This is a genomic window from Bradyrhizobium sp. CB1717 (genome assembly GCF_029714325.1).
GTDB lineage: Bacteria > Pseudomonadota > Alphaproteobacteria > Rhizobiales > Xanthobacteraceae > Bradyrhizobium.
The window spans coordinates 2,074,416-2,099,898 of the sequence record NZ_CP121666.1 but is presented as its reverse complement, the minus strand read 5'-3'; the positions used below and the strand labels follow the sequence as shown (position 1 = coordinate 2,099,898).

The 25,483-nt window shown below is 64.3% G+C and carries 27 protein-coding genes; 10 read left to right on the top strand and 17 right to left on the bottom strand.

Going from position 1 to position 25,483, the window contains the following annotated elements; translation table 11 throughout:
- Positions 1–140: 140 nt before the first annotated feature.
- Positions 141–1,565, bottom strand: a complete 1,425-nt coding sequence (locus tag QA649_RS10010) for an undecaprenyl-phosphate glucose phosphotransferase (RefSeq protein WP_349254061.1) — start codon at positions 1,563–1,565, stop codon at positions 141–143.
- A gap of 342 nt (positions 1,566–1,907) precedes the next feature.
- Here QA649_RS10010 and QA649_RS10005 point away from each other — a divergent pair, with 342 nt between their 5' ends.
- Both QA649_RS10005 and QA649_RS10000 read left to right on the top strand, forming a co-directional pair.
- Entirely contained in the window at positions 1,908–2,186 is a 279-nt protein-coding gene (locus QA649_RS10005) for a hypothetical protein (RefSeq protein ID WP_283024028.1), read from the top strand.
- 168 nt (positions 2,187–2,354) lie between these two features.
- On the top strand, positions 2,355–3,089 hold the full coding sequence (locus QA649_RS10000; protein ID WP_018644041.1) for a metallophosphoesterase family protein: 735 nt from the start codon (positions 2,355–2,357) through the stop codon (positions 3,087–3,089).
- 18 nt (positions 3,090–3,107) lie between these two features.
- Here QA649_RS10000 and QA649_RS09995 read toward each other — a convergent pair whose 3' ends face one another.
- The 3 genes from QA649_RS09995 to QA649_RS09985 form a co-directional block, all read right to left on the bottom strand.
- A complete protein-coding gene (locus tag QA649_RS09995) occupies positions 3,108–3,530 on the bottom strand; it encodes a hypothetical protein (protein WP_018644040.1) in 423 nt (140 codons plus the stop codon).
- A gap of 51 nt (positions 3,531–3,581) precedes the next feature.
- On the bottom strand, positions 3,582–3,884 hold the full coding sequence (locus QA649_RS09990) for a hypothetical protein (protein ID WP_283024027.1): 303 nt from the start codon (positions 3,882–3,884) through the stop codon (positions 3,582–3,584).
- Between the two features lie 202 nt (positions 3,885–4,086).
- Positions 4,087–4,242, bottom strand: a complete 156-nt coding sequence (locus QA649_RS09985; RefSeq protein WP_283024026.1) for a hypothetical protein — start codon at positions 4,240–4,242, stop codon at positions 4,087–4,089.
- Positions 4,243–4,340: 98 nt separating this feature from the next.
- On the opposite strand from QA649_RS09985, the gene QA649_RS09980 reads away from it, so the two are divergent.
- From QA649_RS09980 to QA649_RS09965, 4 genes are all read left to right on the top strand, one after another.
- Complete coding sequence (locus QA649_RS09980; RefSeq protein WP_283024025.1) at positions 4,341–4,505, top strand: hypothetical protein; 165 nt, start codon at positions 4,341–4,343, stop codon at positions 4,503–4,505.
- A gap of 453 nt (positions 4,506–4,958) precedes the next feature.
- Positions 4,959–5,132 (top strand): hypothetical protein, encoded by a 174-nt coding sequence (locus QA649_RS09975; RefSeq protein ID WP_183246004.1) that lies wholly within the window; start codon positions 4,959–4,961, stop codon positions 5,130–5,132.
- Positions 5,133–5,363: 231 nt separating this feature from the next.
- The gene (locus tag QA649_RS09970) at positions 5,364–5,615 is read left to right on the top strand and encodes a hypothetical protein (RefSeq protein WP_212346729.1); all 252 of its coding nucleotides are present in this window, start codon (positions 5,364–5,366) and stop codon (positions 5,613–5,615) included.
- 141 nt (positions 5,616–5,756) lie between these two features.
- Positions 5,757–6,122: a VanZ family protein gene (locus QA649_RS09965; protein WP_283024024.1), complete on the top strand. Its 366-nt coding sequence runs from the start codon at positions 5,757–5,759 to the stop codon at positions 6,120–6,122.
- 22 nt (positions 6,123–6,144) lie between these two features.
- Here QA649_RS09965 and QA649_RS09960 read toward each other — a convergent pair whose 3' ends face one another.
- The 12 genes from QA649_RS09960 to QA649_RS09905 all read right to left on the bottom strand — a co-directional run bounded on the left by QA649_RS09960 (position 6,145) and on the right by QA649_RS09905 (position 18,362).
- The gene (locus tag QA649_RS09960; protein WP_283024023.1) at positions 6,145–6,429 is read right to left on the bottom strand and encodes a hypothetical protein; all 285 of its coding nucleotides are present in this window, start codon (positions 6,427–6,429) and stop codon (positions 6,145–6,147) included.
- 125 nt (positions 6,430–6,554) lie between these two features.
- Positions 6,555–7,001: a hypothetical protein gene (locus tag QA649_RS09955; protein ID WP_283024022.1), complete on the bottom strand. Its 447-nt coding sequence runs from the start codon at positions 6,999–7,001 to the stop codon at positions 6,555–6,557.
- 153 nt (positions 7,002–7,154) lie between these two features.
- Positions 7,155–8,882 (bottom strand): chemotaxis protein, encoded by a 1,728-nt coding sequence (locus tag QA649_RS09950; RefSeq protein ID WP_283024021.1) that lies wholly within the window; start codon positions 8,880–8,882, stop codon positions 7,155–7,157.
- A 5-nt stretch (positions 8,883–8,887) separates the two neighbouring features.
- Entirely contained in the window at positions 8,888–9,979 is a 1,092-nt protein-coding gene (locus QA649_RS09945; RefSeq protein WP_283024020.1) for a chemotaxis response regulator protein-glutamate methylesterase, read from the bottom strand.
- A 16-nt stretch (positions 9,980–9,995) separates the two neighbouring features.
- Positions 9,996–10,850, bottom strand: a complete 855-nt coding sequence (locus tag QA649_RS09940; protein WP_283024019.1) for a CheR family methyltransferase — start codon at positions 10,848–10,850, stop codon at positions 9,996–9,998.
- 135 nt (positions 10,851–10,985) lie between these two features.
- Entirely contained in the window at positions 10,986–12,788 is a 1,803-nt protein-coding gene (locus QA649_RS09935; protein WP_283024018.1) for a methyl-accepting chemotaxis protein, read from the bottom strand.
- Positions 12,789–12,849: 61 nt separating this feature from the next.
- Entirely contained in the window at positions 12,850–13,338 is a 489-nt protein-coding gene (locus QA649_RS09930) for a chemotaxis protein CheW (protein WP_283024017.1), read from the bottom strand.
- 67 nt (positions 13,339–13,405) lie between these two features.
- On the bottom strand, positions 13,406–15,103 hold the full coding sequence (locus QA649_RS09925; protein WP_283024016.1) for a methyl-accepting chemotaxis protein: 1,698 nt from the start codon (positions 15,101–15,103) through the stop codon (positions 13,406–13,408).
- Positions 15,104–15,140: 37 nt separating this feature from the next.
- The gene (locus tag QA649_RS09920; protein WP_283024015.1) at positions 15,141–15,602 is read right to left on the bottom strand and encodes a chemotaxis protein CheW; all 462 of its coding nucleotides are present in this window, start codon (positions 15,600–15,602) and stop codon (positions 15,141–15,143) included.
- Entirely contained in the window at positions 15,602–17,677 is a 2,076-nt protein-coding gene (locus tag QA649_RS09915) for a chemotaxis protein CheA (RefSeq protein ID WP_283024014.1), read from the bottom strand. Before QA649_RS09915 ends, QA649_RS09920 begins: the two co-directional genes overlap by 1 nt.
- Positions 17,674–18,039 carry a response regulator gene (locus tag QA649_RS09910; protein WP_283024013.1) on the bottom strand — a complete coding sequence of 122 codons (366 nt, stop codon included), beginning with the start codon at positions 18,037–18,039 and terminating at the stop codon, positions 17,674–17,676. The genes QA649_RS09915 and QA649_RS09910 overlap by 4 nt, the downstream gene beginning before the upstream one ends.
- Positions 18,039–18,362, bottom strand: coding sequence for an STAS domain-containing protein (locus tag QA649_RS09905; RefSeq protein WP_283024012.1), 324 nt, complete (start codon positions 18,360–18,362; stop codon positions 18,039–18,041). The genes QA649_RS09910 and QA649_RS09905 overlap by 1 nt, the downstream gene beginning before the upstream one ends.
- Before the next feature lie 286 nt (positions 18,363–18,648).
- Between QA649_RS09905 and QA649_RS09900 the strand changes: the two genes are divergently transcribed.
- The 3 genes from QA649_RS09900 (at position 18,649) to QA649_RS09890 (ending at position 22,815) form a co-directional block, all read left to right on the top strand.
- The gene (locus QA649_RS09900) at positions 18,649–19,788 is read left to right on the top strand and encodes an HD domain-containing phosphohydrolase (protein ID WP_283024011.1); all 1,140 of its coding nucleotides are present in this window, start codon (positions 18,649–18,651) and stop codon (positions 19,786–19,788) included.
- A gap of 188 nt (positions 19,789–19,976) precedes the next feature.
- Complete coding sequence (locus tag QA649_RS09895; protein WP_283024010.1) at positions 19,977–20,645, top strand: hypothetical protein; 669 nt, start codon at positions 19,977–19,979, stop codon at positions 20,643–20,645.
- A 19-nt stretch (positions 20,646–20,664) separates the two neighbouring features.
- Entirely contained in the window at positions 20,665–22,815 is a 2,151-nt protein-coding gene (locus QA649_RS09890) for an adenylate/guanylate cyclase domain-containing protein (RefSeq protein WP_283024009.1), read from the top strand.
- A 197-nt stretch (positions 22,816–23,012) separates the two neighbouring features.
- Here QA649_RS09890 and pobA read toward each other — a convergent pair whose 3' ends face one another.
- Positions 23,013–24,185 carry a 4-hydroxybenzoate 3-monooxygenase gene (gene pobA, locus QA649_RS09885; RefSeq protein ID WP_283024008.1) on the bottom strand — a complete coding sequence of 391 codons (1,173 nt, stop codon included), beginning with the start codon at positions 24,183–24,185 and terminating at the stop codon, positions 23,013–23,015.
- Between the two features lie 50 nt (positions 24,186–24,235).
- On the opposite strand from pobA, the gene QA649_RS09880 reads away from it, so the two are divergent.
- The gene (locus QA649_RS09880; protein WP_283024007.1) at positions 24,236–25,141 is read left to right on the top strand and encodes a helix-turn-helix domain-containing protein; all 906 of its coding nucleotides are present in this window, start codon (positions 24,236–24,238) and stop codon (positions 25,139–25,141) included.
- Positions 25,142–25,483 lie beyond the last annotated feature (342 nt).

Genomic DNA, 25,483 nt, shown 5'->3' with positions numbered 1-25,483 from the left:
AAATTCCAGAGCGACGGGGTGTGGATGGCGGTGTGGTTGAAGCCCGATGCCGTGTCGAGTTCGCCAATGATCAGGAATTGCTGGTTCTGCTCTTTGGACGGAGACTGCTACAGTCCCCCGGTTCTCAACTGCAGCCCGGCTCAGTAGGCTTCCTGGTGAATCAGCGCCAGTGCGGTCTTCAGGATGATCCTGATGTCGAGCCAGATGCTCCAGTTACTGACGTACCAGACGTCGTACTCGACCCGCTTTTCCATCAGATCGATGGTCGGCGTCTCGCCGCGGAAGCCGTTGACCTGGGCCCAACCGGTCAGGCCCGGCTTCATGTGATGCCGGTAGACGTAATTGCTGATGAGCTGGTCGTAGTAGTTGTCGTGCGCTAGCGCATGCGGGCGCGGCCCGACCAGCGACATCTCGCCGCGCAAAACGTTCCAGAGCTGCGGCAACTCGTCGATGCTGGTCCGCCGCAGCACGCGGCCGACACGGGTCACCCGCGCGTCGCTCTTGGTCGCCTGCGTGACGACATGACCGTTCTCCGCAACGGTCATCGAGCGGAACTTCCAGATCTCGAACTGCTTGCCGTTGAAGCCGCGCCGGAACTGCTTGAAGATCACCGTGCCCTTGGAATCGAGCTTGATCATGATCGCCGCCGTCACCAGCAGCGGCGCCAGCAACAAAAGGGCGAACGAGGCAATGCCGATGTCGAGGCAGCGCTTCTGCGCCTGCTCGAACACGCTGAGCGGCGCACGCTGGATCTCGATCGCGACCGTGCCGCTGACGGGCTGGAACGGACGCGAGACCAGATCGGCGATCGGAAAATCCGGCAGCAGACGGATCGGCTGCGGAACGACGCGCAGGTGCTGGCTCAGCTTCTGGAGAAGCGGCATCTCGTCCCAGTCGATGACCAGGAGATATTCTTCCACGTCCGCGGTCCGGGCCTGACGAATGATGTCGCGGATCTCGCGATCCCAGCCTGCGCCCTCCTCGGACGGCTCGAGCACGAAATGCCGCACGACGTTGAAGCCGTGCTTGCGCAGATCCTTGAAGCGGGTCGAGGTGAAATCGAGCGGCTTGAGGCTGAGCAGCACGACCTTGCGGTCGACGAGACGGCCTTTGGCATAGCTCGAGGTGAGGCCCAGGCGCCACAACGCGCGCAGTCCGCCCAGGGCAATGCCGCCGGTCGCGGCGAAGAGCAGCGTGGTTCCGCGCGACAGATCCGCAGACGATTTGAGCAAGAACGCCTCGACGGCGAGAATGGTCAGCGAGATCAGCCAGACCGCCAGGCTCTTGCGCAGCTGCCACATCGTGTTCAGCAGGCGATGGTGATCGTAGACGCCCTGGAAGTAGGCGATCATCACGAACACCGCGGCGACGACGAGACCGGCTCCGACGGATGAATCCTGCTCGACCACCAGCGCGCGATACAAACCGCTCGCCGCGAAATAGCTGAGCAGCACCGCGACGAAGTCACCGGCGATCAAAGCCACCTGGAGGGGTCTCTGGAGGGCACCGCGTCGGTTCGATATACCCGAATAATAGTTTTCCGAACCGTAAGTTGCTACAGCCATCCGAACCTCGCTGCCTCGTCACGCTTCTCGCAATCAATGCGAGCAAATCGATCCAAATTCTCGACGTGCGCCGAAGTATATCTTAACTAAACAAAGCGACATTGCGGCAGTGCACCGAAAAAATCAAATCGATTTTTATGCAATGCAGCGTCGCTGCAAGAGAATGCTCAAACTACTGTCACACACGTGACAATTCTGCGGGCATCACGCCACGATTTCCGTCAAATCGCGTCATTTGCGCGCAGCGCGTCGCGCGCATTTGAACGACTGTTCAACCATGCCGCTTAAGCCGTTATTAGCTCGCGGCCATTAACACTCGTGACCAATTCGGGGAGTTGTGTCGTGAGTACGGTTGCCGTTTTCAGCTTGTTGATTGGATCGTTGCTGGGAGGCCGATTCCGCATCTTCATCCTGCCGCCTATCATCGTTGTCGGTGCGGCGATCCTCGGTGCGGGCTTGACTTGGCAAGGACATGATTCGGCTCACACCGTTGTGACGATTCTTGTTTTTGCGGCCGTGCTCCAGCTTGGCTATTTCTGCGGCGCGGCTCTGGTCCGCGCACGGGCGTCCGCCTATCGCGGCAAGGCCGCGCCCTCGTTCGACGGCCGTAGCTTCGGCTAGTCGGCTGGACGCGCTGGGGATCGACGGCTCGCCACGCGCGAGATATCGGTCAGTAGCACAAATCAACCTTCAGAAGCGGAAGCTAGGGAAAAAGCGGCTCGTGGCGCGCCGTTTTCGCCGATAGCATATTGACATCCCGGGCGAAGCTCTCTGAAAGAGTTGCACCCCATGCCCACGACCGCGCCCAAAAATTCGCCACGGCCGAAGCTACCCAACGGCGTGCGCATCTATGCGATGAGCGACATCCACGGCTGCGCGCATCTGCTCGAACAGATGTTTGCCGTCATCGACGCGGACATGGCGAACAGCCGGCCCTATCGCGCCATCGAGGTCTTCCTGGGCGACTACATCGACCGCGGGCCGGATTCGCGCCACACCCTCGACCTCCTGATCAGCCGCAGCCGCCGCCGCAACACGGTGTTTCTCAAGGGCAATCACGAGGCCTATTTCACGTCGGTGCTGGAGGATCCCTCGCGCACCGCTGACTGGTTTCAATTCGGCGGACTGCAGACCTTGATGTCGTACGGCGTGTCGGCGGCGCCCGGCCTTAGCAAGGACGAACAGTCCGACCTCGTGCGCGAGCTCACATCCGCGATGCCGCCGGAGCACATCGCATTCCTGCGCCAGTTGCGGCCGACATTCACATGCGGCGACTTCTTCTTCGTCCATGCCGGGGTGCGCCCGGGCATCCCGCTCTCCGAACAGCGCGAGTCCGATCTGTTGTGGATCAGGGACGAATTCCTCCAGAGCAAGCGGCGGTTCGGCAAGTACGTCGTGCACGGTCACACGCCGGTGAAGCAGGCCGAGCTGCTGGAGAACCGCGCCAACATCGACACCGGCGCATATGCCACCGGAAATCTGACGCTGCTGTCCATCCAGGGCAACAGCATGCTCGCGATCTAGCGGCCTGCGCCCAACACTCTAATTGGTGGAGCTTGCCGGAGGCTTGTATTCCGGAAAGCGGCTCAGCATCGCCGCCTTCAGGAACTTGAAATGCGCGATCGAGGCGCCAAGCTCCTTGAGCCGGCGCTGGCCGTTCAGGATCTCCTTGTCGAACAAATCCTGGTGATGGTTGTCGAGTGCCTCGCGCTCGAGATATTCGTCGTCGCCATTGCCGATGGTCACCGCCGCACGCGCCAGCACGTCTTCCACCCGGCGGTTCAAGCCCGACTGCTCCCGTTCCGCCGCGTGGAGCGCATCCTCGATCGCGCTCATGATGGCTTCGATGCGCGTGCGATCGGTTTCGGCGTCGCGCTCGGGCGAGCGCGCCCGGAAGGTCTGCTCTCCCCCGAAACGGTCTTTCAGGAAGTTATGGGTGCGGGCCCGCAAGAAGAGCTGAAACATGCGTGCATTTTCCGGTTCGAGGCGCCAGACCAGAAAATGGGTCCGGGATGGTTAATAAAGGTTGAATCCTTCACGCCGTTCGGTGCGGCTTTGCGCCATCCAGGCCTTCCAGGCACCCTCGTGCTTCTCGTAGAGCTCAAGCCGGCGCCGCTCGCCGGCATCCAACCACGTATCGCGGCCGTCGGACGCCAGCTGCACCCGGCCCGGCGCCTGTCCGCTGTCGAGCCGCTCGAACTCGAACGTCTCCTCGGGCGTCAGGCCAATCAGGACGCGCCGGCCTCCCGCATCGACGAAATACCGCCGCGGCGCGGTGTTCGTCGAACTGGTGAAGGCGTCTACCCGCGTGCCCGTCATGATCCACTCCCCCTGCCGCGATACAAACCGGCGCGCCACGCCGGTTGTAAATCATAGAAATACTCGCAAGCACTCTCGCCGACGTGATGCGCCAGTCTCGTCTTCGAGTTGTGTCGAGATCATGATGAGCGCCGCTGATTTTCTTGCCACGCCCGAGATTTATTTGGGCAGCACCGTGCTCGCGAAGCGATCGGTCGCGCGCTCAGCTGAAGAACCAGAGGAACAACCTCACCAGCAACAGCGTGATGAAATACACCCATCCCGCCATCGCAATCAGCGCAACGCTGAAAAATGCGCCTTCAAATGCCCACTCTCTGATCTTCGTGAGAGGAATCGCCGCTCGCGCTTTTTGAAGCATCTCGGTCTTCTGATTTGTTTGATTTGTTCGTGGTCGTTGGCGCGACCATAGCCGAACGAATTCGACGATCTCGTGACGTCTCGCCTGAGCGAAGCGCAATGCTGCTCGTCGAGATTGAGTGCGGCACGCGCGCCGTCGCGACTGGATCGATTCTGGTTCGGCACGGTTGCGATCGGCGCCGCGTGGTGATTCAATCCAAATCGACTCCGCCCTCGGCGAAGCGCGGCCGTCGCGACAACGATTCTGCCGTCGCACTCAAGTGATCGTGGCGAGACGATGTCTGCGGGTTTGACGCCGCGCCCATCACTCGCGGATGCCGCGCTTGGCGCGCCGGCTCCGATGGCCCTGGCTTCGGACAAAGTTGCGCGGCCCGATCGGCTTCGTCACGGGTCCACGACCTCACGCCACGCCGTGAATCGCGGCGAGGTCGAACGCGAGCCGCGGCCCTTCGAACTCCATTGCGACCATCGGCGCGCGCGGATCGGCCATGGCCGACGAAAACCCCGTGGTACTACGGAGCGGCGCACGCCGATTTCATCGCGGTAAGGTTGAGCGGTTAGCTTAATCCGCGGTGTTTGTTGCGAATGCCGAAGGATCGCATATCCATCTCCGCACCGGGCTTTCCCCAGGCCCGGCCCCACCAAGCAAAGCCGTCGAGCGAACGTGGGTCCGCTTGGCGGCTTTGTCGTTGTGTCGACGAGAGGATGATTTCGGTTATGGCGCGCAGGCCCTGGTCGTTCAAGGAAGACCGCCGGCTGATGGAGTTGGCCAAGTCTTCGACATCGCTGGAAGAGGCGGCGAAACTTCTCGGTCGCTCGCCCGACGCGATCAAGCGCATGGCCTTGCGCCTCGGCCTGTCGCTGAAATCCAAGAGCACCAAGAAGAACTGACGCCCGCCGCACCGGCCATGCACGACAGTTCACGGACGAGCGCGCCTCCCCGCATCAAGCGACGACGGAAGGCCGCCAAACGGCGCAATCCGAATACCTCCAGCACACTCGATCTCTCCGCGCCGGGATGTTAAGCTCCCCGGCGACGAAGATTGAGCGTCGTTTTTCGGCGGAGAATGATCGCGCGACCGGCTGCGATATCCGCCCGATCGGTTGTTGGAGGAATGCATCATGTTGTCCCGCGCACTCGCCGTAGCCCTGCTCCTGGCTCTGCCTTCAATGGCGTCGGCGCAGGTCCCCGTACGGTTCGGATTCCCGAACGGTGCGCCATGGTGCGCCTTTGGCTTCGATTGCAGGTTCCTCAACTACCGGGAATGCGCGGACTGGATCTATGACCCGGCGCGGAACTGCCTCAAGAATCCGTACTTCGCGGCCCACTACCCGACCAATGTCGACAAGGGCTGGTCCTACAATCGGCGCTGAACGTCACGTCCCGCGAACGACTTTGTCACCGTCAGGCGCGTGGCTTCGCGCCTGAGCGTTCATCCGCTGAAGGTTCATGAACTTTAACGATGTTCTTGGCTTTCGAAAGCGGCTGGCCGGCAGAGCCTTTATGCTGGCGCCATGCGCCGCAACCATCTCATCGCAGCCGCGGGAATCTGCCTCGCGCTCATCATCTACGCCACGCTCGCCAAGCTCGCGGGCAGGCCGGTGCTCGTGGGCCACGCGGAGGCCTATTGGGTCGTCGTCATCGAGCGCTTCAGCGCCTATGGCCTGTTGGGCTTCCTTCTGTCGTTCCTGTTACCCGGGCGGCTCAAGCTGGCTTGCATGTTCGTGGTGGCCGTCGCGATCGGACTCGAGGTTCTGCAAGCAGTAACGCCGGATCGCGATCCGCGGCTCGTAGATGTGCTGCAGAAGGCCGCCGGCGGCAGCGTCGGCGTCCTGCTGGCCCAAACCATCCTGGCTTTCCTGCCGCGGTCGCCGTCCTAGGAGTGCAGGTGACGCAGCGGAGTTACGCCACGCCGCGCCTGAAGCTCTCCTGCTCGGTCGCGAGAACGCCGGACATCTGCCGATGGGTCTCGCGCAGCGCCGCGATCGCATCGTCGAGCGCGAAGTCGGCCTCGCGAATGGTCTCGAAAAACCGGGCCATCATTACAGGGTTCAGCTTGACGCGGGTATTCCCGTCGCGGCTCTTGCGGCGGTCGAGCGACAGATGCAGCGCCTGCAGCCGTGCTTCGGCAGCACTGCAGCCATTGAGTGTCGCGAATTCATCATAAGTCATCCAGATCTGAGGCATGTCCCTGTCCGCCTTTTGTTATGGGCCTCAACCTAGAGGTCACCTCTAAAAGCAGGGTTGCTGCAGTGCAGTCTCGCGATGTTTTCGCGACAACAGCGTCAATGCAAAGCTAAGACGCCGGCGCTTCAGGACAGGGGAGTCTTGGTCGGCGTGAACACGGGGCGTGGCCGGGTACGGTTGTCGAGGCCCTTCGGCAGCTTGTCGGTATTGAGCTTCACCACCGCGCACCGGGCGTCGGAGGCCGGGGCATCCTCCTGGCTGTAGATCAGCGTTGCCTCGAACTTCACGCCGGGTGCTTCCCTGGCCGTTCCCGAACAGGTCGCCAGCAGGCCGTTGCACACACCCGAGAGATCGACCTGGACCTGGTCCGGCCCGAACACATTCGACGGACCATCGGTGTGCCGGTTCACGGTCAAAACCGCCGAGAAGCGCTTCTCATCGACACGATACGAGCCGCCATAGGTGAAGAAGCTGTCGCTGCCTGAAATCCGGCCCTCGGCGAGATCCACCACGCCAGTGCCCTGGCCACGCGCGGTCCTGAACCAGGCCGCGTATTTGCCGTCTCTCAACATACGAAATTTCTCGACGCGAAGTTGACGGGCTATTTGCGACCAACTCTGGGGCGCGACAATGGCCAACCCGCCGGCGCTGTCGACAAGGTTAACGCCCCGAAAACCCGATCCGTCGAATTGCGGCCGAGGCGCGAGGCGACGCGGGCGCGGACATCAAAACAATTCTATGCCGTCATCGGCGGCCTCAACCGCCTCGACGCGCCGCGTGGCGGCGATCGACGCAAGCCCGAGCGTCTGCAAGAGTTCACGGTGGACGTCCCGCTCGCGCTCCATCGTGTAGCGCGCGAAGAGATCGTCGAGCAGAGCCTCGTCCTGCGCTCGCGGCTGCAACCGCTGGGTGCCCGCGCCCGCACTCTCGAGGCGCGCCGCAACAGCAGGCAGGGCGGCGGAGCCTTCGCCAAGCGTGGTCATCAGGCCTTGCGCCGAATTCATCAGGCCTTCGAATTCGGCGCCTTCGTCGACGAGCCGGCTCATCAGCTTGTCCAGCCGTTCGTTGCCCGCCTCGACCTCGCGCAGCGCCTGGAGGATTTGCGGCTCGAGCTGGGCGAGTTGCGTGGGATCACCCTGCACGCGCAGCTCCTTCAGCTCTCTTGCCGAACGCTCGATGCCGTCGAGCACGGGTCTCAACCGCGCCGCGCCCGCCGAGACCTGGTCCGCGGTCGCCTTGAGCTCGTTGGCGATGACGACGAAGGCGCTGCCGCGGCTGCCGAGATGGCTTGCCTTCAGGCCGGCATTCATCCCGATCAGGGTGATGTCGACGGTGGCCTCGGCAAGGTCCGATATCGCCTGGCGAAACTTCGCCAGCGTGTCCTCGACGATCGCGAGCGCGTCGTCGACCGAACGGCCGGCGCCCTCGCAAGTGGAGATCAATGTCGAGGCATGTGCCAGCGTCTGCTTGATGCCCGTCAGGAACGACGACGAGCCGCCGTCCTCACCGCCGAACAGCGTGCGGCCATGGCCGACGACGCTGCCCGCATCGTTCAGGATCGCCGTCAGTGCCCGGACGATCTGTCCGATGTCACTGCCGAACTCGCGCTGGGCGTCTATGAGCAGGGCCGCCTGCAACTGGCAGATCGCGCGCGCGCCGTCGTCGCTTGCATCCGGTTCGGGCACGAGGCTCGGGGCCGAGCTCGATGCAAGGCCGAGACCGTGACAGACATGCTCGAGGCGCTGGCGCGTGCTGTCGCCGGCCTGCAGCGAGATGATCGCGCTGCCGACCGCCTCGGCGATCTTCCTGGTGCTGGCGCCAGCGAGGTCGGCCAGATGGCTGCTCTTGCTGCGCTGGTCGCGCAGTCCGCTATACGCCGCGCCGAGCTCTGCGCTCTCCGATACCAGCTGATTCCGGTAGCGGCTCTCGAACTCCTTCTGCCGACCGGAGGCGGTGGCGACGGCTTCCGACAGGCGCTGCTGGTCTTTTCCGCACTCCTCGAGCGAGCGCTGCACGGCCTTTCCGAGGTCATAAGCTTCTTGGGTGAAGGCGAGAAAGCCCTCACGATCGCCGTCGAGCGAGGCCGCCTCGATCCGCGCACTGCGCGCGATGATAGTGATCATCTGGATGTGCTTGAACAGCGGCTTCAGCAGCGAGGACGCCTCGGCGGTGCTCGTGCCGATCGTCGCAAGCAGGGCGCTCTCGGCCGGCAGCGCCTGCGCCAGCTCGCTGAGCCGGGCGGAGATCTCCTGCAACGCGGTCGCGGCGCCTTCGATCTCGGCGCCCGAGAGCTCCCCGGAGAGCGTCGCGAGGCCCTGGTTCAGCTCCTTGAAGATGATGTGGCCGCGGCCGAGCTCGTGACCGACCCGCGCGAAGACGTCCTCGATGCGCGACGAGACGTCCTCGATCGCGGCGATCGCCTCGGTGAGCGTGTGGGGTGGAATGGCGGGCATCGCGCTCAACCTGCCATCACGGCATGTCCGGCCTGGTACCAGGCCATGATCTCGCGCGGGATATTGTGCAGCGAGACGACCTTCTCGACGCCGCCATGGGCGATGGCTTCCCTGGGCATGCCGAACACCACGCAGCTCTCTTCGTCCTGCGCCCGGGTCGAGGCGCCGAGCTTGCGCATCTCCAGCATGCCGCGCGCGCCGTCATCGCCCATGCCGGTCATGATGACGCCGAGCGCATTGGCGCCGGCATGCTGGGCCGCCGAGCGGAACAGCACGTCGACGGAGGGGCGATGCCGCGACACCGGCGGGCCGTCCTTGATCGCGATCTGGTAGCGCAGGCCGATGCGCTGGAGCAGCATGTGGCGGGCACCGGGCGCGATATAGGCACAGCCCGGCAGCACCGGCTCGCCGTCCTCGGCCTCCTTGACCCGGATCTGGCAGACGCTGTCGAGGCGCCTGGCAAAGGCCGCGGTGAAGCCCGCCGGCATGTGCTGGACGATGACGATGGGCGGGCAATGCGGTGGCAGCATTTCGAGGACGTCGTTGAGCGCTTCGGTGCCGCCCGTCGAGGCGCCGATACACACGATGCGTTCCGTCGTCGGCCGGACCTTGCCCTGCACCGGCGGCGGGATGATGGCGTCGGCCGTCAGCTTCCGCTCGATCACGCGGCGCTCCGAGCGCGGACGGACTCGCGCACGCGCTGCCGATTTGACCGCCTCGCGCAACCGCGTCGAGCATTCGAGCAGCGCCTGCCGCGTGTCGATCTTCGGCTTCGGCACGATGTCAACCGCGCCCGCCTCGAACGCCTCGAACATCACGTTCGAACCCTCTTCGGTCAGCGAGGAGCAGATGATCACCGGGATCGGACGTTGCGCCATGATCTTGCGCAGGAACGTCATGCCGTCCATGCGCGGCATTTCGAGATCGAGAATGATGACGTGGGGCAGCTCCTTCTCGAGGCGGCGGGCCGCGACGAAGGGATCTGAGGCGGTCGCCATCACCTCGATATCAGGGTCTTCGGAAAGGATGGTCTGGAGGATTTGGCGCACCGACGCCGAATCGTCCACGATCAGCACGCGAACTTTCTCCCTCGGCATTGTGGTTGCGCTCCGGCTAGACCTGGAAAATGGTTGGCTGAACTTGCTTCAAGCCCGGCACTGCACTGTGAATCATCGATTCCGAATGTCCGACCAGCAGATAGCCGCCCGGCCGCAAATGGCTGCACAATTGCTGGATCACCTTGCGCTGCGTCTCGCGCTCGAAATAGATCAGGACGTTGCGGCAGAAGATGATGTCGACGTCGCGATCGACGGGATAGGACGCATCCATGAGGTTCATCCGCATGAAATGCGTCATGCGCCGCAGCTCCGGCACAACCCGCACCTCGCCCCGCGACTTGTCCCGTGACGACAGGAAGTATCGCTTCACGAAGTTCTCAGGCACCGGTGCGAGCACATCGCGGGTGTAGATCGCGGTCTTGGCGAGACGCAGCACGGCCGTCGAAATGTCGGTTCCGAGGATGCGATACTGCAAGCGCGAGCCGTTTCGCGTCATGTCGTCCAGCACCATCGCCGTCGTATAGGCTTCCATTCCGGTTGAGCTCGCCGAGCTCCAGATCTTCAGGTTCGCGTTCCTGCGGCCATGCGATTTGAGCAAAGCGGGAACGGCGACGTCCCGCATGAAGGTGAAGTGCTGGGGTTCGCGGAAGAAGTCGGTCTTGTTGGTCGTCACCACATCGATCAGGTGGGTGAGCTCGGTGTCGAAATGGTCGGCCTCGAACAGGTTGTCGACATATTCGTTGAGGTCGGAAAAATTCAACGCGCGCACGCGCTTGTGCAACCGCCCCTCCAGCATCAGCCGCTTGCCTTGCGGCAGCTTGATGCCGACCTGTCCCTCGATCAGTTCGGCAATGGTCCGGAAGTGGCGGTCCGACAGATGCACGGCCGTATCCTGCACGGCGGGCATCATGGCTGCATGCCTCGGTCCGGGACGGCCGCCTGCACTGAATGTCGGGCCGAACGGGCCATCTTGAATCCTACACGTCTACGCAATGACTGAAGACAGATCGGCCCTCCGATTGGGGGGCCGATCCCACAAAGAAACTCAGCGTTGGAACTCGGCGTCGCGGTCATCCTCGCCGTCGTTCATGTCGAAGGCGAAGCCGCCGCCGCCGGCGACCTTCACCGCGCGCGCGGGCCTCGCCATCGGCTTCTTGGCGGGACGCTCCGCCGCCGCCATGGTCGCCGCCTTGGCGCGCAACTGGGTCACGGCCCGGTCGATCGGTGCGGCCTGGCCCTTTCCACCCTGCTCGATACGGAAATAGGCGATGGTCGACTGGAGCTGCTCGGCCTGGGAGGCAAGCTCCTCCGACGTCGAGGACACCTGCTCGGAGGCGCTGGCGTTCTGCTGGCCGACCTTGTCGAGCTGCTGGATTGCCTGGTTGATCTGCGCCGAGCCGACGTCCTGCTCGCGGCAGGCCGCGGTGATCTCCTCGACCAGCTCCGCGGTCTTCTTGATATCAGGAACGAGCTTGGCGAGCATGGCGCCCGCCTCCTGCGCCACCTTGACGGTGTCGGTCGAGAGCGTGCCGATCTCGGCTGCGGCCGCCTGGCTGCGCTCGGCAAGCTTGCGCACTTCGGATGCGACGACCGCAAAGCCCTTGCCGTGCTCGCCGGCGCGCGCGGCCTCGACTGCCGCGTTCAGCGCCAGCAGATCGGTCTGGCGTGCGATCTCCTGCACGATGGTGATCTTCTCGGCGATGGTCTGCATCGCGTTGACGGCGCGCCCCACGGCTGCACCGCTGGCCTCGGCGTCCTTGGCGGACTGTGCGGCGATCTTCTCGGTCTGGTTGGCGTTGTCGGCATTCTGCTTCACGTTCGAGGCCATCTCCTCCATCGAGGAGGAGGCTTCCTCCGCGGACGAGGCCTGCTCGGTTGCACCCTGCGAGAGCTGCTCGGCGCTGGCGGAGAGCTCCTGGCTGCCGGCGGAGACGTTCTGCGCCGCGGTCAGGGCTTCCGACACGATCTGCCGGAGCTTTTCCACCATGCGCTCGAGCGCGAGGCCGAGCGTGTCCTTGTCCGACAGCGGCTTGGCTTCGACCATGAGATTACCCTGCGCGATCTCGTTGGCGAGGGCCGCGGTGGCATTCAGGTTCACCGTCATCGCGTTCAGCGACTTGATGAGGTCGCCGATCTCGTCGTTGCTGGAGGACTCGATCTTGCGGCTGAGATCGCCGATCGCGACCGCGTCGGCGAGGCCGACGGCCTGGGCCAGCGCCCGGCTGATGTTCATCGCAATCCAGGTCGCGGCGACGGCAGCGACCAACAGCGAGGCGATGACCAGGCTCATCAGCAGCAGCTCTGCACGCGAGCCGTCCTGCTTGGCCTGTTCGGCCTGCTCGGCCATGTTCTTCTTGACGTTCTTGATGTAGGCGTCGGCCGCTTCCAGCGCGTCAGCGACGAACTTGCGGCCGTCGTGCATGGAACGGTCCAGCGCCTTCGGCTTGTCCGTCTTCGCAAGCCTGACCGTCTCATCCTGATAGGCGTTCAGCTTGGCGAACGCGACGTTGAAGCCTTCCATCAGCTTCTTGCCGCCTTCGCTGGCGGCGGCGTAGATCTCGTCCTTGGACTTGGCGACCGCTTCGCGGTTCTTGGCGAGGTCGGCGACGAACTGGTCATACTCGGCATCGGACGCCGCCAGGATCGAGTTCTTCTCGGCGCGCACCAGGAACAAAACGCCTTCCTTCAGTTCGGCAGCCTTCTCCATACGGCCCGCGCGGGCGACGAGGACCTCGGTGATGCCGACCATGTCGGCCAGCTTCAAGTAGCCGACCGCACCGGCGATCATGGAGAGCAGGATGACGACGCCGAAGGCGCTGGCAAGCTTGGCTTTGACGGTGAATCTCATTGTGGGGCTCGTTGGTTCGAATTGGGGTGCTTACGCTTGGCCACGCTTCACACTTGCAAACTCAGGCGGCGCGCGGCGCATCGGCGCCGGCATCGCTTGCTTCCGGGATCCTGTCGTTCGCCATCAGCTTGGCGAGGTCGAAGATGACGACGAACTTTTCGCCCTTGCGGCCGATGCCGACGGCATAGTCGGATTGCCACTTACCGCCGACCTCGGGGATCGGCTCGATCGCCTGCTCGTCGATATCGGTGACCTCGAACACGCAGTCGGCGACGAAGCCGACGCCGACCAGACGGTCCTTCATCGGTACGTCGAGAATGATGATGCGGGTGGCTTCAGTGGCCGCGACGCTGGGCAGGCCGAGCTTGGTTCGGAGGTCGACGATCGGATAGCCGCTGCCGCGCACGTCGATCATGCCGAGCAGGAAGCTCGGTGCATGCGGCAGCCGCGAGATCGGCCGCATGTCCAGGATTTCGCGGACGTTGCGGATGCTGATGCCGAACGTCTCGCCAGCGAGCCCGAGCGTCAGATATTGCGAGGTTGCGGCCATGATGCAGTCCAGGGGGTCCGAAGGTTTTGGAAACGAGCACGGTCCGGCGCGAAGCCGGACCGGTCGATCAGCGTTGGAACTCGGCGTCGCGGTCGTCTTCGCCGTCATGCATGTCAAAGGCGAAACCGCCGCCACCGGCGACCTTCATCGCGCGGGCCGGCTTGCGGACGGGCGCGGGCTTCTTCGCGCCGCGATCTGCTGCCGCCATGTGCGCCGCCTTGGCGCGGAGCTGGGTGACGGCGCGATCGATCGGCGCGGGTGCGGCGCTCTCGCTGCGTCCGGCATGCTCGATCCGGAAGAACGAGATGGTCGACTGGAGCTGCTCGGCCTGCGAGGCGAGTTCCTCCGAGGTCGAAGACACCTGCTCGGACGCGCTGGCGTTCTGCTGGCCGACCTTGTCGAGCTGCTGGATCGCCTGGTTGATCTGCGCCGAGCCGACGTCCTGCTCGCGGCAGGCCGCCGTGATCTCCTGGACCAGAGCGGCGGTCTTCTTGATGTCGGGTACGAGCTTGGACAGCATGTGTCCTGCTTCCTGCGCGACCTTCACGCTTTCCGTCGACAGCGTGCCGATGTCGGCGGCAGCGGCCTGGCTGCGCTCGGCGAGCTTGCGCACTTCGGAGGCAACCACCGCAAAGCCCTTGCCATGCTCGCCGGCACGCGCGGCTTCGACCGCCGCGTTGAGCGCGAGCAGGTCGGTCTGGCGGGCGATTTCCTGCACGATGGTGATCTTCTCGGCGATGGTCTGCATCGCCTCGACGGCGCGGCCGACGGCGACGCCGCTGGCCTCGGCATCCTTGGCCGACTGGCCTGCGATCTTCTCGGTCTGGTTGGCGTTGTCGGCGTTCTGCTTCACGTTCGAAGCCATTTCCTCCATCGATGAGGAGGCCTCTTCCGCGGACGAGGCCTGCTCGGTCGCGCCTTGCGAGAGCTGCTCGGCACTGGCGGAGAGTTCCTGGCTGCCGGCGGAGACGTTGCTGGCCGCGGTGAGCGCTTCCTCGACGACCTGCCGAAGCTTCTCGACCATCAGGTTCAGCGATTTGACGAGGTCACCGATCTCGTCATTGCTGGAGACGTTGATGGTTTGGCTGAGATCGCCGCTCGCAACCGCGCCGGCAAGGCCGACCGCGCGACCAAGGCCGCGGGCAATACTCATCGAGATCCAGATCGCCGCGATCAGACCGATCGCGACCGAGGCCAGCACAGCCGAGATCAGCATCATGTGGGCCCGGTTGCCGTCCTCGTGAGCCCGTGCCGTCTGGTCGGCCATGTTCTTCTTGACGTTGGTGATGTAGACGCTGGCGGCTTCCATGGCTTCGCCGACCGCCTTGCGAGCCTCAATCGACGAGCGCTCGATGGCCTTCGGCCTGTCGGTCCTGGCGGTCCTGATGACGTCGTCCTGAACGGCATTCATCCGGACGTAGGCGGCGCCGAAATTCTCAATCAGCTTCTTGCCCTCGGCGGAGGCCGCGGCATGGATCTCCTCCTTCAGCTTCAGCAGCGTCTCGCGCTGCTTGGCGATCTCGGCGGTGAAGCGATCGGCCTCACTATCCGGCGCGAGAAGCAGATTCTTCTCGGCCCGGACCTGGGATAGAATTCCCTTTTCGATTTCCGCCGCACGATCCATCCGGCCGGCGCGCGACACGAGGCTGTCGGCGGTGTCGATCATCTCGCTGAGCTTCACATAAGCGAGGCCGCCCGCCGCCATCGAGAGCATCAGGACCACGCCGAACGCGCTGGCAAGCTTTGCCTTGACCGTAAATCTCATTTCCAGCCCCTACCCCAGTCTCGCCCGAGACCTCATTTCAATTCAGGATGCGTTCCATGTTGGGAACGATGACAAACTCTTCACGCCATTTGGCGATGAAGCGAATGAACTCCGGCTTCCAATGCATGCCGACGCGCGGCGTCTGCTGCACGTCGGTCTGCGATATCTCCGTGACCTCGTAGACCTTGTCTGCGGTCACGCCGACCAGAACAGGCTCGCCGTCGAGCTCGAGCTCGATCACGACGATGCGCGTGTCGGCCGAATTGTCGAGCTGCGACATGCCGAAGCGGAGGCGCAGATCGGCGAGCGGAATGACGTTGCCGCGCACGTTGATCACGCTGGGAACGAAGGCCCGGGCGCCGGCGACCTTGGTCACGGGCACGGGATCGATGATCTCGCGCACGAGGCCGGCGTCGAGCGCGAACTTCTCCTCGCCGAGCCCGATCATCACGACCTGCATCGCACCCGTCTGATGCTCTCCGGCCAAGCTATCGTTCATCACGCCGCCTCGCTGATGTGCTGCTTCTCGACCTTCGACTGCGCCAGCGTGACGAGCTGGGCGACGTCGAGGATCAGCGCCGCCGTGCCGTCACCGAGAATCGTCGCGCCGGAGAAGATCGTGACGTCGGAATGCAGCTTGGAGAGCGACTTGATCACGGTCTGGTGGTTGCCGATGATCTGGTCGGCGACGAGGCCGACACGGGTCTCGCCGGTCGAGATGATGATCGTCTTCTGGTGCTTGTCCGGCGAGCCTGAGGCCGTCAGAAGCTCGCGGAGGCGCAGGAACGGCACGAGGTTGCCGCGCACGTTGAGGAAGTTGCGGCCGCGCGAACGCTCGTCCTCGGCCGTCAGCTCGACGCATTCCTCCACCGCCGACAGCGGAATGATGTAGCGGCCTTCGCCGACGCGGATCAGGAGACCTTCGATGATCGCGAGCGTCAACGGCAGGCGCAGCGTCACCGTGGTGCCCTGGCCCGGCCTGGTCGACAGGTCGATCGAGCCGCGCATGTTCTCGATGGTGCGCTTGACCACGTCCATGCCGACGCCGCGGCCCGACAGCGCCGAGATGGTCTGCGCGGTCGAGAAGCCCGGATGGAACAGGAACTGGTGGATCTCGTGGTCGGTGAGCACGGCGCCGGCGGCGATCAGGCCCTGCTCTTCCGCCTTGGCACGGATGCGCGCGGTGTTGAGGCCGCCGCCATTGTCCTTCACCGTGACGAGCACCTGCGCGCCGGAATGAACGGCAGCGAGCTCGATCCGGCCCTGCTCGGTCTTGCCGTTGGCAGCGCGGGTTGCGTTGTCCTCGATGCCGTGGTCGATGGCGTTGCGGATCAGGTGCACCAGCGGATCGGCCAGGCACTCGATCATGGTCTTGTCGAGCTCGGTGTCTTCGCCCGTCGTGACGAATTCGACGGGCTTCGACAGATCGCGCGACAGATCGTGCACCAGGCGGCGGAAGCGGCCGAACAGCGAGCCGATCGGCACCATGCGGGCGCCCATCGTGGTGTCGCGCAAGGAGGACGCGAGACGCTCGATCTCCTCGGCGATCATCTTGATCGAGAGATCGGAGCCGGAGGCGGCGAGCTGGCTGAGCCGCGCCTGGGCAATGACGAGCTCGCCGACCCGGTCCATCAGCTCGTCGAGGCGCTCGGCCTGGACGCGAACGGTGGCGATGCCGCGCTCTTCGCGCTTGGCCTCGGCCTTCGGCTCCGGCTTGGCTTCGGGCTTCGGCTCAGCTTTTGCGACAGGCTGCTCCGCAATCGGGGCGGCAGCAATCTCGACCACCGGCGCAGCCATCTCGGCCATGGGCACCGGCTCCTCGTCGAGGAGCAGGAACAATGGCGCCGGGGCCGGCGCTTCGATCTGCGCGAGCGGCGAGAGCGTCAGCTTCATCTCGTCCTGGACGAACATGAAGACGTCGTCGATCGCATCCTTGTCGCAGGCCGCGTGCAGCTTGACGTCCCACTTCAGATAGCAGTCTTCCGGCTCCATCTCGTCGAGGAACGGGATGCCATCGGTGACCGGCACGACGAAGCAGGGGCCGAGCTTGCAGAGATCCTCCAGCAGGTCGAGCGGGTTGGAGCCGTTGCGCAGGATGTGGGATTCGAATTCGAGATAAAGATGCCAGCCGGCCTGCTTGCTCTCAGCTGACGCCAGCGGCGGCGCTTCCGCGATCGCGACGACCGGAGCTGCGGGCTGATCCGCCGAGACGAAGCGCCTGAGGTCGTCGAGGATGGCTTCGCCGATGATATCGTCGGTCGACTGGGGATCCTCGATCAGGGTGCGGATGTAATCCTTGGCAGCAAGGGCGACCGAGATCAGCTCCTGGGTCGGCTTGATCTCGCCCTTGCGGACGCGATCGAACGCGGTCTCGAATTCGTGGGTGAAGGAGGCGACCTTGTCGAAGCCGAACATGGCTCCCGAACCCTTGATCGTATGCAGGGCGCGGAAGGCGGAATCGACCAATTCGCGGTCGTCGGGACGCTGGCCGAGATCGAGCAGAGCCCCTTCCAGGACCTCGAACAGCTCGCTGGCTTCCTGGCGGAAGACCTCGGTCGGGTCCATCGCGCTCATGCGCGCACCAGCTTGCCGACGACGGCGAGCAACTGCTCCGGCTTGAACGGCTTGGTGATCCAGCCGGTGGCGCCGGCGCTCTTGGCTTCCTGCTTCACCGAATCGTTGGATTCGGTAGTCAGGAACACGATGGGCATGCCGACCGCGCTCGGCAGCTTGCGCAGCGCCCGGATCAGCTCCAGCCCGTTCATGACCGGCATGTTGAGATCGGTGATGACGAGGTCGAGCTTGCCGGCCTGGGCCTTGGCGAGCCCTTGCGCGCCGTCACCGGCCTCGATCACGCTGTGACCGGCCGGCTCGAGCACGACCTTGATCATCTGCCGGATGCTGGGGGAATCGTCGACCGTGAGAATCGTGGCCATTAAGTGCCATCTTTCTTTTGCGGGAACTGCTGATCGATCATCGCATCGCTGGCGAAGCCGGCGCGGCGAAGGGTGTTGCGCAGAGACTGGGAGAATGAGGTGAGCACCACCGGGCGGCCCTGGGCCTCGCCCGTCTTGGCGGTCGACAGCAGAAGCTGGATCGAGGTCACGTCGGCCTTGTCGACGCTGGAGCAGTCGATCTCGAGCCGGTCCTGCCGGCCGAAAGCCTCGCGGATCAGGTCATAGACACTGCGGATCGCAGCGATACTGCAGTCTGCAGGCAGCCGTAGGGACCACTTCGGCTCAGTGACATCAGACGACATTCGTCCCCCAAAATTTCCGGGGACTCACTGCACGCATGGCGCGAATCCCGCGCGACGACTATTCGGTATGGAGAGTGTGCAAACCCCTAATGGATACCTCCGTACAACTACGGGTCACAATTCGAAGAACTTCGCGTATGCACGCAGGCCTGCATGGCTCGCTCAAATCTCATGCGCCGCGCGCAGTCATGAAGCAGCTTGCCGCCGGTGAAACGTTTGCTTCGCGTTAAATCGCAAAGGCTAGTTGTTGAGGTCATACCTCGCCATCCGAACAAGTCCGCAGCCGATGCTGACCCAAGCGCTTCTGGTTGACGACAGCCGCTCCGTCCTCAACTTCCTGAAACGACACATCGAGGCCGAAGGTCTGGTCGAGGCCACCACCTTCCTCGATCCCGTGGACGCGCTGGTCTGCGCGCGCGAGCGCGTCTTCGACCTCGTGCTGGTCGACTACGAGATGCCGCACATGGACGGCATCAGCTTCATCCGCACGCTCCGCACCCTTCCCGGCTGCGCCGACATCCCGATCGCGATGATCACGTCGCGCCAGACCGACGACGTGAAGATGGAAGCGCTGCAGGCTGGTGCAACCGATTTCCTGCCCAAGGCACCGCAGAGCGTCGAGATGACGGTGCGTCTGCGGAATTTGATTCAGCTTGGTGCAGCCGTACGCAAGCTCAACGATCGCGCCGCGCATCTGGCCAGTGAAGTCGCAGCCGCGACTCGAAAGCTCGGCGAGCGCGAGGAGGAGATCATCCTGCGGCTCGCGCTGGCGGTCGAATACCGCGACAACGACACCGGCGAGCACACGCTGCGGGTCGCCCGCTACAGCCGCATCATCGCCGAGCAGCTCGGCCTGCCGGTCCGGCTCTGCCGCGACATCTATCTGGCCGCCCCCCTGCACGACGTCGGCAAGGTCGCCATTCCCGACAACATCCTGCTCAAGCCCGGCAAGCTGACCGACGAGGAGATGGCGGTGATCCGGACCCACGCCAGGATCGGCGAACGGATCCTGGCGGACTCCAGCTGCGAGCTGATCCAGCTCGGCGCACAAATTGCCGCAGGCCATCACGAGCGCTGGGACGGCGCGGGCTATCCGAACGGCCTCAAGACGGACGAGATCCCGGTTGCCGCACGCGTGGTCGCGGTCGCCGATGTCTTCGACGCGCTGACGACGCGGCGGCCGTATAAGGAGCCGATGCCGCTCGAGGTGGCGCGCAATTACCTGATCGAAAACGCGGGACGGCAGTTCGACCCGGCCTGCGTCGAGGCCTTTCTGTCGCGCTGGGACGAGGTCGTGAAGATCGCCGCCGGACAGCAGGCGACACCGTTTGTGAAGACCGAGCCCACGCTCGCTCCTATTATAGAGAGCGCAGCGGAGAGCCGTCCGGTCGAGGAGCGCGCGCCCGGGGCGGTCCCGGCCATCTGACATTATCCATCCCGCCAACAGCTTGCCGCAGCTCCGGTTTCTCCGGTCGCCGGGTTGAACCTGTTCCTGCTAGAGTGGCACCAATAATAAAGAGTGATTCTGGTCACACTTGCCTGGGCGCGCCGCTGCTAAGCATCGGACCTGGACGGGGACCGGCAATACATCGGTCGAATTGGATGAGAGCTCCCATGAGAAGTCTGATCGGCGTCGCTGTCGGCGCGTTCTGTGTTGCGGCCCCCGCCTTGGCGGAGACCCCGGCCGCAATTGTCGAGGATGTACAAGGCAAGGTCGACGGCATCGCCTTCATGGACTATGTGGCGCCGGGCAAGATCATCAAGCTCGGACCCAAGGCGAGCATCACGCTCAGTTACCTGAAATCCTGCCAGCGCGAGACGATCAGCGAAGGCGTCGTGCTGGTCGGCGCCGAGCAGAGCACGGTGCAGCTCGGCGAGGTCAAGCGGGAAAAGGTGCCCTGCGACACCAATGCGGCAAAACTGTCCGAGCGAGAGGCCAACCAGAGCGCCGCGACCACCTTCCGCACGATGCGCTCGGATGCCAAGGGCTCCCCAGCCAAGCTGCCGACGCTCTACGGCACAGCCCCGCTGGTGCAGGCCAAGAGCGGCAGCACGCTGGTGATCGAGCGCACCGATGGCAAGGAGCCCACCATCACCGTGCCGCTCAAGAACGAGGTCATGGTCGGCGGCAAGTTCTATGATTTTGCCAAGGCCGGGAAGTCGCTGACGCCGGGCGGCAGCTATCTCGCCATCCTCGGCGCCAAGCGCTACGCATTCCAGGTCGATGCCAGCGCCACGTCATCGCCGACGCCGATCGTCGGCCGCCTGCTGCGGCTCGAATAGGCGGCCTAGCGACGGCGCGATGCGGCGGATCGGCAGGCGGGACATCGTTGCGGCGATCCTGATCGCGCTCCTTGCGGGCGCGGTCTTCACGTCACCACCGCTTCAGACGCTGCAAGGTTTCTCCCTCGACATCCTCACCGCGCTGCGCGGCAAACTCGTCCCCGACCGCCGTGATCCCGCGACGTCGCCGGTCGTCGTGGTGGCGATCGACGGGGAGACCTACGACACGCCGCCCTTCAAGGGATCGCCGACGCAGACCTGGACGCGCGAGATCGGCCGGGTGCTCGGCAGCATCTCCGAGGGCGGCGCCAAGGTGATCGGCTTCGACGTCATCTTTCCGAGCTCGATCGAACAGTCCGAGATTCCCTTTGGCGAAGCGCCGCTCGGCACGCGCATGAAGGGCTTTGACCGGGACTACCTCATCGCGCTGCGGCAGCTCTCCGACAGCGGCAAGCTGGTGCTCGGCGAAATCCTGAGCAACGACCATCCGGACAGGCCCTACCGCGCGCAGCAGCTCGCGGTGAAGAACAATATTCGCGCTCTCAACGTCCATACCGACACCGACGACGTGATCCGGCGGATGCCCCTGAGCTTCTCCATCGACGGCAAGCGTGTTCCCGCGATGGCGGTCGAGCTCGCTGCCCGAGCGCTCGACGCCAAGTCCGAGATCGCGCCGTCGGGTGAGACGAACTTGTCCGGCTATGCCGTCCCGAGCGCAGTGCCCAACACGCTGACGCTCAACTTCCGCGGCCTCGGCCGCGACGTCCCGGCCTATTCATTCGCCGACCTGCGCGCCTGCGCCGACAAGGGCGACCGCGATTTCTTCCACCGCGCATTCGACGGCAAGGTCGTACTGCTCGGCACCATCCTGAATTTCGAGGACCGCAAGCTCACCTCGATGCGATTGTCCGGCGGACATGACGGCTCGCCGGCGCCACGATGCGCCCTGCCCTCCCCCACCGGCACCGCGCAGAAGGCCCGTAGCGACATCGCCGGCGTGTTCGTACATGCCGCTGTCGTTCGGAATCTGATCGAGCATGACGCCGTGACCGAGCTCGGCTTTCCGGCACGAACGATTCTCACGATTGTGCTTGCGGCGATCATCGCCTGTGCGGCCTGCATGCTCGCGCCTGGCGGCGCGCTGATCGCCTGGCTCTCCGTCACCGCCGTTTACACAGCCGTGGCCGTCGGCGCGTTCGTGCATGCGCTGGCGCTGCCCCTGACGGAGCCTGCGCTCGCAAGCCTCGTTGCCCTCGCGATGATGATCGGCTATCGCTTCGTCCTTGCCGATCGCGACGAGCGTTTCCTGCGCAAGAGTTTTGCGCTCTATCTCGCGCCCGAGGTGATCGAGACCATGGTCGCCTCCGGCAAGATGCCGGCGCTCGGCGGCGAGATGCGCAACGTCACCATGTTCTTCTCCGACCTCAGCGGCTTCTCCTCGATCGCAGAGACGATGACGCCGGGCGAGCTGGTGACGCTGATGAACGAATATCTCTCCGCCATGACCGACATCATCGAGGGCCATGGCGGCTACGTCGACAAATATATCGGCGATTCCATCGTCGCGATGTTCGGCGCGCCCGCGGATGATCCCGCCCACGCAAGCAACGCCATCCGCGCCGCGTTGAAATGCCACGAGAAGCTGGCAGAGCTCAACGCCAACAACCCCGCCTTCGCCGGTCACGGCCTGTCACACCGCATCGGCCTCAACAGCGGCGAAGCCGTGGTCGGCAATATCGGCTCCCGCCGCCGCTTCAACTACACCGTGATGAGCGACACCGTGAACGTCGCCTCGCGACTCGAAGGCGCCAACAAATATTACGGCACCGCGATCATGGCCTCGGAAGCGACGGTTGCGCAGACCGGCGACACCTTCGCCTGGCGCGAGCTGGATGCAATCAGGGTAATGGGCCGCGGCGAAGCGATCAGGGTGTTCGAGCCGCTGGCGGACAGGGGCGCCGAGAAGGCCGCGCAGACGAAGGTGGCGGCGGCCTATGCGGAGGGGCTGGCCTGCTGGCGGGCAAGGGAGTTTGCGAGGGCGGCTGATGCGTTCGGGCAGATGGCGGAGAGCGATCCGGCATCGGCGCTGTTTGCAAAACGCGCGAAAGTGCTAACGCAGAATCCGCCGCCGCCGGACTGGACACCGGTCAATACGCTGGAAGGGAAGTAGCCGAGAGCACTAGCTTTCCCTCTCCCCTTGTGGGAGAGGGTGGCTCGCCGCGTAGCGGCGAGACGGGTGAGGGGTCTCCCTCCGCGCGCACTCTCACATTTGATTTTGCGGAAACACCCCCTCATCCGGCGCTTCGCGCCACCTTCTCCCACAAGGGGAGAAGGGATGGCAGCATCGCGCGCGGCGAGATCATGCCCCTAAAACGGCAGACCCACATAATTCTCCGCAAGCAGACGCTGCGCCGTCTCCGACGAGAGCAGATAGTCCAGCTCGGTCTGTTGCAGCCGATCCTCATATTCGATCCGGTCGGGGAAACGATGCAGCATCATCGTCATCCACCAGGAGAAGCGCTGCGCCTTCCAGATCCGCGCCAGTGCCTTGGCGGAGTAGCCTTTGAGGCCGGAATCGTCACCGCGCTGATAGTGCGCGAGCATGGCGTGATAGAGATAATAGATGTCGGAGGCGGCGCTGTTCAGTCCGCGCGCGCCGGTGGGCGGCACGATGTGGGCGGCATCGCCGGCGAGGAACAGGCGGCCATAGCTCATCGGTTCGGCGACGAAGCTGCGCAATGGTGCGATGCTCTTCTCGATCGACGGCCCCGTGATCAGGCGGCCTGCGACGTCGTCCGGCAGGCGGCGCTTCAGCTCGGTCCAGAAAGCATCGTCGCTCCAGTCCTCCACCTTGTCGGTCAGCGGCACCTGGATGTAGTAGCGGCTGAGCACCTGCGAACGCAGCGAGCAGAGCGCAAAGCCGCGCTCGTGCTTCACATAGATCAGTTCGGGCGACACCGGCTTCGTGCGCGACAGCACCCCGAGCCAGCCGAACGGATAGACCTTCTCGTATTCGCGCAGCACGTCCTTCGGGATCGATTTGCGGCTGACGCCGTGAAAGCCGTCGGCGCCGACGACGTAGTCGCAATCGACGCGGATGGTCTCGCCATTCGCGCGGTAGGTCACGTAGGGCCGGTCCGAGGTCAGCTCGTGCGGCGTCACATCCTCGGCATTGTGCACGACCTTGCCGCCAAAGCGGTCGCGCGCCTCGTAGAGATCGCGCGTGAGCTCGGTCTGGCCGTAGACCAACACCGAATTGCCGCCGGAATGCTTGTGCAGGTCGATATGGGACAGCGCCCCGTCATGGGCAATCTCGAATCCGTTGTGGATCTCGCCCTCGCGGTCCATCCGCTCGCCGCATTGCGCCTCGCGCATCAGCTTTGCAAAACCGTGCTCGAGCACGCCGGCGCGGATGCGGGCGAGCACATGATCGCGGCTGTATTTCTCCAGCACGATCGTGTTGATGCCCTTGAGATGCAGGAGCTGGGACAGCAGCAGCCCGGACGGCCCACCGCCGACGATACAGACCTGAACTTTCATTTTTGCGTCCTCCCGTCGGCACTTTTTTGCAGATTTGGCTGTGCAAACCGATGGAGGGTTTCGTCATTGTCTTGTACTATTCGAACATGCGAAGCGCGGCCCCCGCCCCGGCGATCCGGGTCTACAATCTGTTCGGCGAATCCGGCGATCTGCCCGACGTCGTGCATTGCGAGACGATTGCGTCTCGCTCGGTGCTGCATGACTGGACCCTGGCCGTGCACCGTCATGCCCGGCTGCACCAGGTGCTGCTGATCGAGCGCGGCGGCGGCGAGGCGACGCTCGACGGGCGGGTGGTGCCCTTGAAGCCGATGCAGATCGTCAACGTGCCGGTCGGACACGTCCACGGCTTCCGCTTCGAGCCGGATACCCAAGGCTGGGTCTTGACCATCGCCGCCGAGATCCTGGACGAGGCGCTGCTCGCCGCCGAAGGCCTGCGTGGACCCTTGTCGCGATCTGCCGTGGTACGCGGTACGCCACAGATCCGCACCACCATGAAGCAGATTTTTGCCGAGCACGCCGCGCGGGATTTCGGCCGCGCCCATGTGCTGCGCGCGCTATCGGCGGCCATGATCGGACTGGTGGCCCGCGCGATCACCAGTGAGAGCGGCGGCAATGGCACTGCGGAAAGCGGCCTGTTCCGGCGTTTCGAGGCGTTGCTGGAGCAGCATCATCTGGAACGCTGGAGCGTTGCGGACTACGCAGGCGCACTGTCGATCACGCCCACCCATCTCAACCGGATCACCCGGGCGGCAACGGGCGATACCGCCTCGCACCTGATCCTCAACCGGCTGATCCGCGAGGCGCGGCGCAACCTCGTCTACACCAACCTGCCGGTCTCGACGATCGCCTACGCGCTCGGCTTCGAGGATCCCGCCTATTTCAGCCGGGTCTATGCGGCCGCCACGGGATTGTCGCCGCGCGCCTTTCGCGCGCAGCTTCACGACGGCGAAGCCTGACACATCGGACGAAAGACCACGCGCGCTGATGGTCGGAGGCCACGCCGCAGTCGCGTTGGTTGCCGGCGCGCCCCACTTACCTTCGTATATGGGGCGCTATCCTTTGGATAGAGGCCCCTTACCTCAGTACAATTGAGCAGGGAATGCGCTCGCCTTAGCGTGGCTGCATTCGGCGCCCTGGCGCTGGTGGCATCGAACCCTCCCTAACCTTGGCGCAAGGCGGCCACCCCTGTCCGGTCGCCGGCGCCGCTTTTTCGGCAAGCCACCGGCGCCTTCAGTGTTTTCCGCCGACACACGGTGCCCTGCGGCCGAACAGGCTGGCTTCGTGCGGAACTGGAGATT

Coding starts and splice junctions, on each gene's coding strand:
- QA649_RS09915 (WP_283024014.1), bottom strand. CDS start 17,677: ATGAGCGCGATGGACCCGACCGAGGTCTTCCGCCAGGAAGCCAGCGAG.
- QA649_RS09905 (WP_283024012.1), bottom strand. CDS start 18,362: ATGTCGTCTGATGTCACTGAGCCGAAGTGGTCCCTACGGCTGCCTGCA.
- QA649_RS09925 (WP_283024016.1), bottom strand. CDS start 15,103: ATGAGATTTACGGTCAAGGCAAAGCTTGCCAGCGCGTTCGGCGTGGTC.
- QA649_RS09930 (WP_283024017.1), bottom strand. CDS start 13,338: ATGGCCGCAACCTCGCAATATCTGACGCTCGGGCTCGCTGGCGAGACG.
- QA649_RS09950 (WP_283024021.1), bottom strand. CDS start 8,882: ATGCCCGCCATTCCACCCCACACGCTCACCGAGGCGATCGCCGCGATC.
- QA649_RS09995 (WP_018644040.1), bottom strand. CDS start 3,530: ATGTTTCAGCTCTTCTTGCGGGCCCGCACCCATAACTTCCTGAAAGAC.
- pobA (WP_283024008.1), bottom strand. CDS start 24,185: ATGAAAGTTCAGGTCTGTATCGTCGGCGGTGGGCCGTCCGGGCTGCTG.
- QA649_RS09990 (WP_283024027.1), bottom strand. CDS start 3,884: ATGACGGGCACGCGGGTAGACGCCTTCACCAGTTCGACGAACACCGCG.
- QA649_RS09935 (WP_283024018.1), bottom strand. CDS start 12,788: ATGAGATTCACCGTCAAAGCCAAGCTTGCCAGCGCCTTCGGCGTCGTC.
- QA649_RS09965 (WP_283024024.1), top strand. CDS start 5,757: ATGCGCCGCAACCATCTCATCGCAGCCGCGGGAATCTGCCTCGCGCTC.
- QA649_RS09945 (WP_283024020.1), bottom strand. CDS start 9,979: ATGCCGAGGGAGAAAGTTCGCGTGCTGATCGTGGACGATTCGGCGTCG.
- QA649_RS09970 (WP_212346729.1), top strand. CDS start 5,364: ATGTTGTCCCGCGCACTCGCCGTAGCCCTGCTCCTGGCTCTGCCTTCA.
- QA649_RS09920 (WP_283024015.1), bottom strand. CDS start 15,602: ATGAACGATAGCTTGGCCGGAGAGCATCAGACGGGTGCGATGCAGGTC.
- QA649_RS09890 (WP_283024009.1), top strand. CDS start 20,665: ATGCGGCGGATCGGCAGGCGGGACATCGTTGCGGCGATCCTGATCGCG.
- QA649_RS09900 (WP_283024011.1), top strand. CDS start 18,649: ATGCTGACCCAAGCGCTTCTGGTTGACGACAGCCGCTCCGTCCTCAAC.
- QA649_RS10000 (WP_018644041.1), top strand. CDS start 2,355: ATGCCCACGACCGCGCCCAAAAATTCGCCACGGCCGAAGCTACCCAAC.
- QA649_RS09955 (WP_283024022.1), bottom strand. CDS start 7,001: ATGTTGAGAGACGGCAAATACGCGGCCTGGTTCAGGACCGCGCGTGGC.
- QA649_RS09980 (WP_283024025.1), top strand. CDS start 4,341: ATGCTGCTCGTCGAGATTGAGTGCGGCACGCGCGCCGTCGCGACTGGA.
- QA649_RS09960 (WP_283024023.1), bottom strand. CDS start 6,429: ATGCCTCAGATCTGGATGACTTATGATGAATTCGCGACACTCAATGGC.
- QA649_RS09940 (WP_283024019.1), bottom strand. CDS start 10,850: ATGATGCCCGCCGTGCAGGATACGGCCGTGCATCTGTCGGACCGCCAC.
- QA649_RS09985 (WP_283024026.1), bottom strand. CDS start 4,242: ATGCTTCAAAAAGCGCGAGCGGCGATTCCTCTCACGAAGATCAGAGAG.
- QA649_RS09895 (WP_283024010.1), top strand. CDS start 19,977: ATGAGAAGTCTGATCGGCGTCGCTGTCGGCGCGTTCTGTGTTGCGGCC.
- QA649_RS10010 (WP_349254061.1), bottom strand. CDS start 1,565: ATGGCTGTAGCAACTTACGGTTCGGAAAACTATTATTCGGGTATATCG.
- QA649_RS09910 (WP_283024013.1), bottom strand. CDS start 18,039: ATGGCCACGATTCTCACGGTCGACGATTCCCCCAGCATCCGGCAGATG.
- QA649_RS09975 (WP_183246004.1), top strand. CDS start 4,959: ATGGCGCGCAGGCCCTGGTCGTTCAAGGAAGACCGCCGGCTGATGGAG.
- QA649_RS09880 (WP_283024007.1), top strand. CDS start 24,236: ATGGAGGGTTTCGTCATTGTCTTGTACTATTCGAACATGCGAAGCGCG.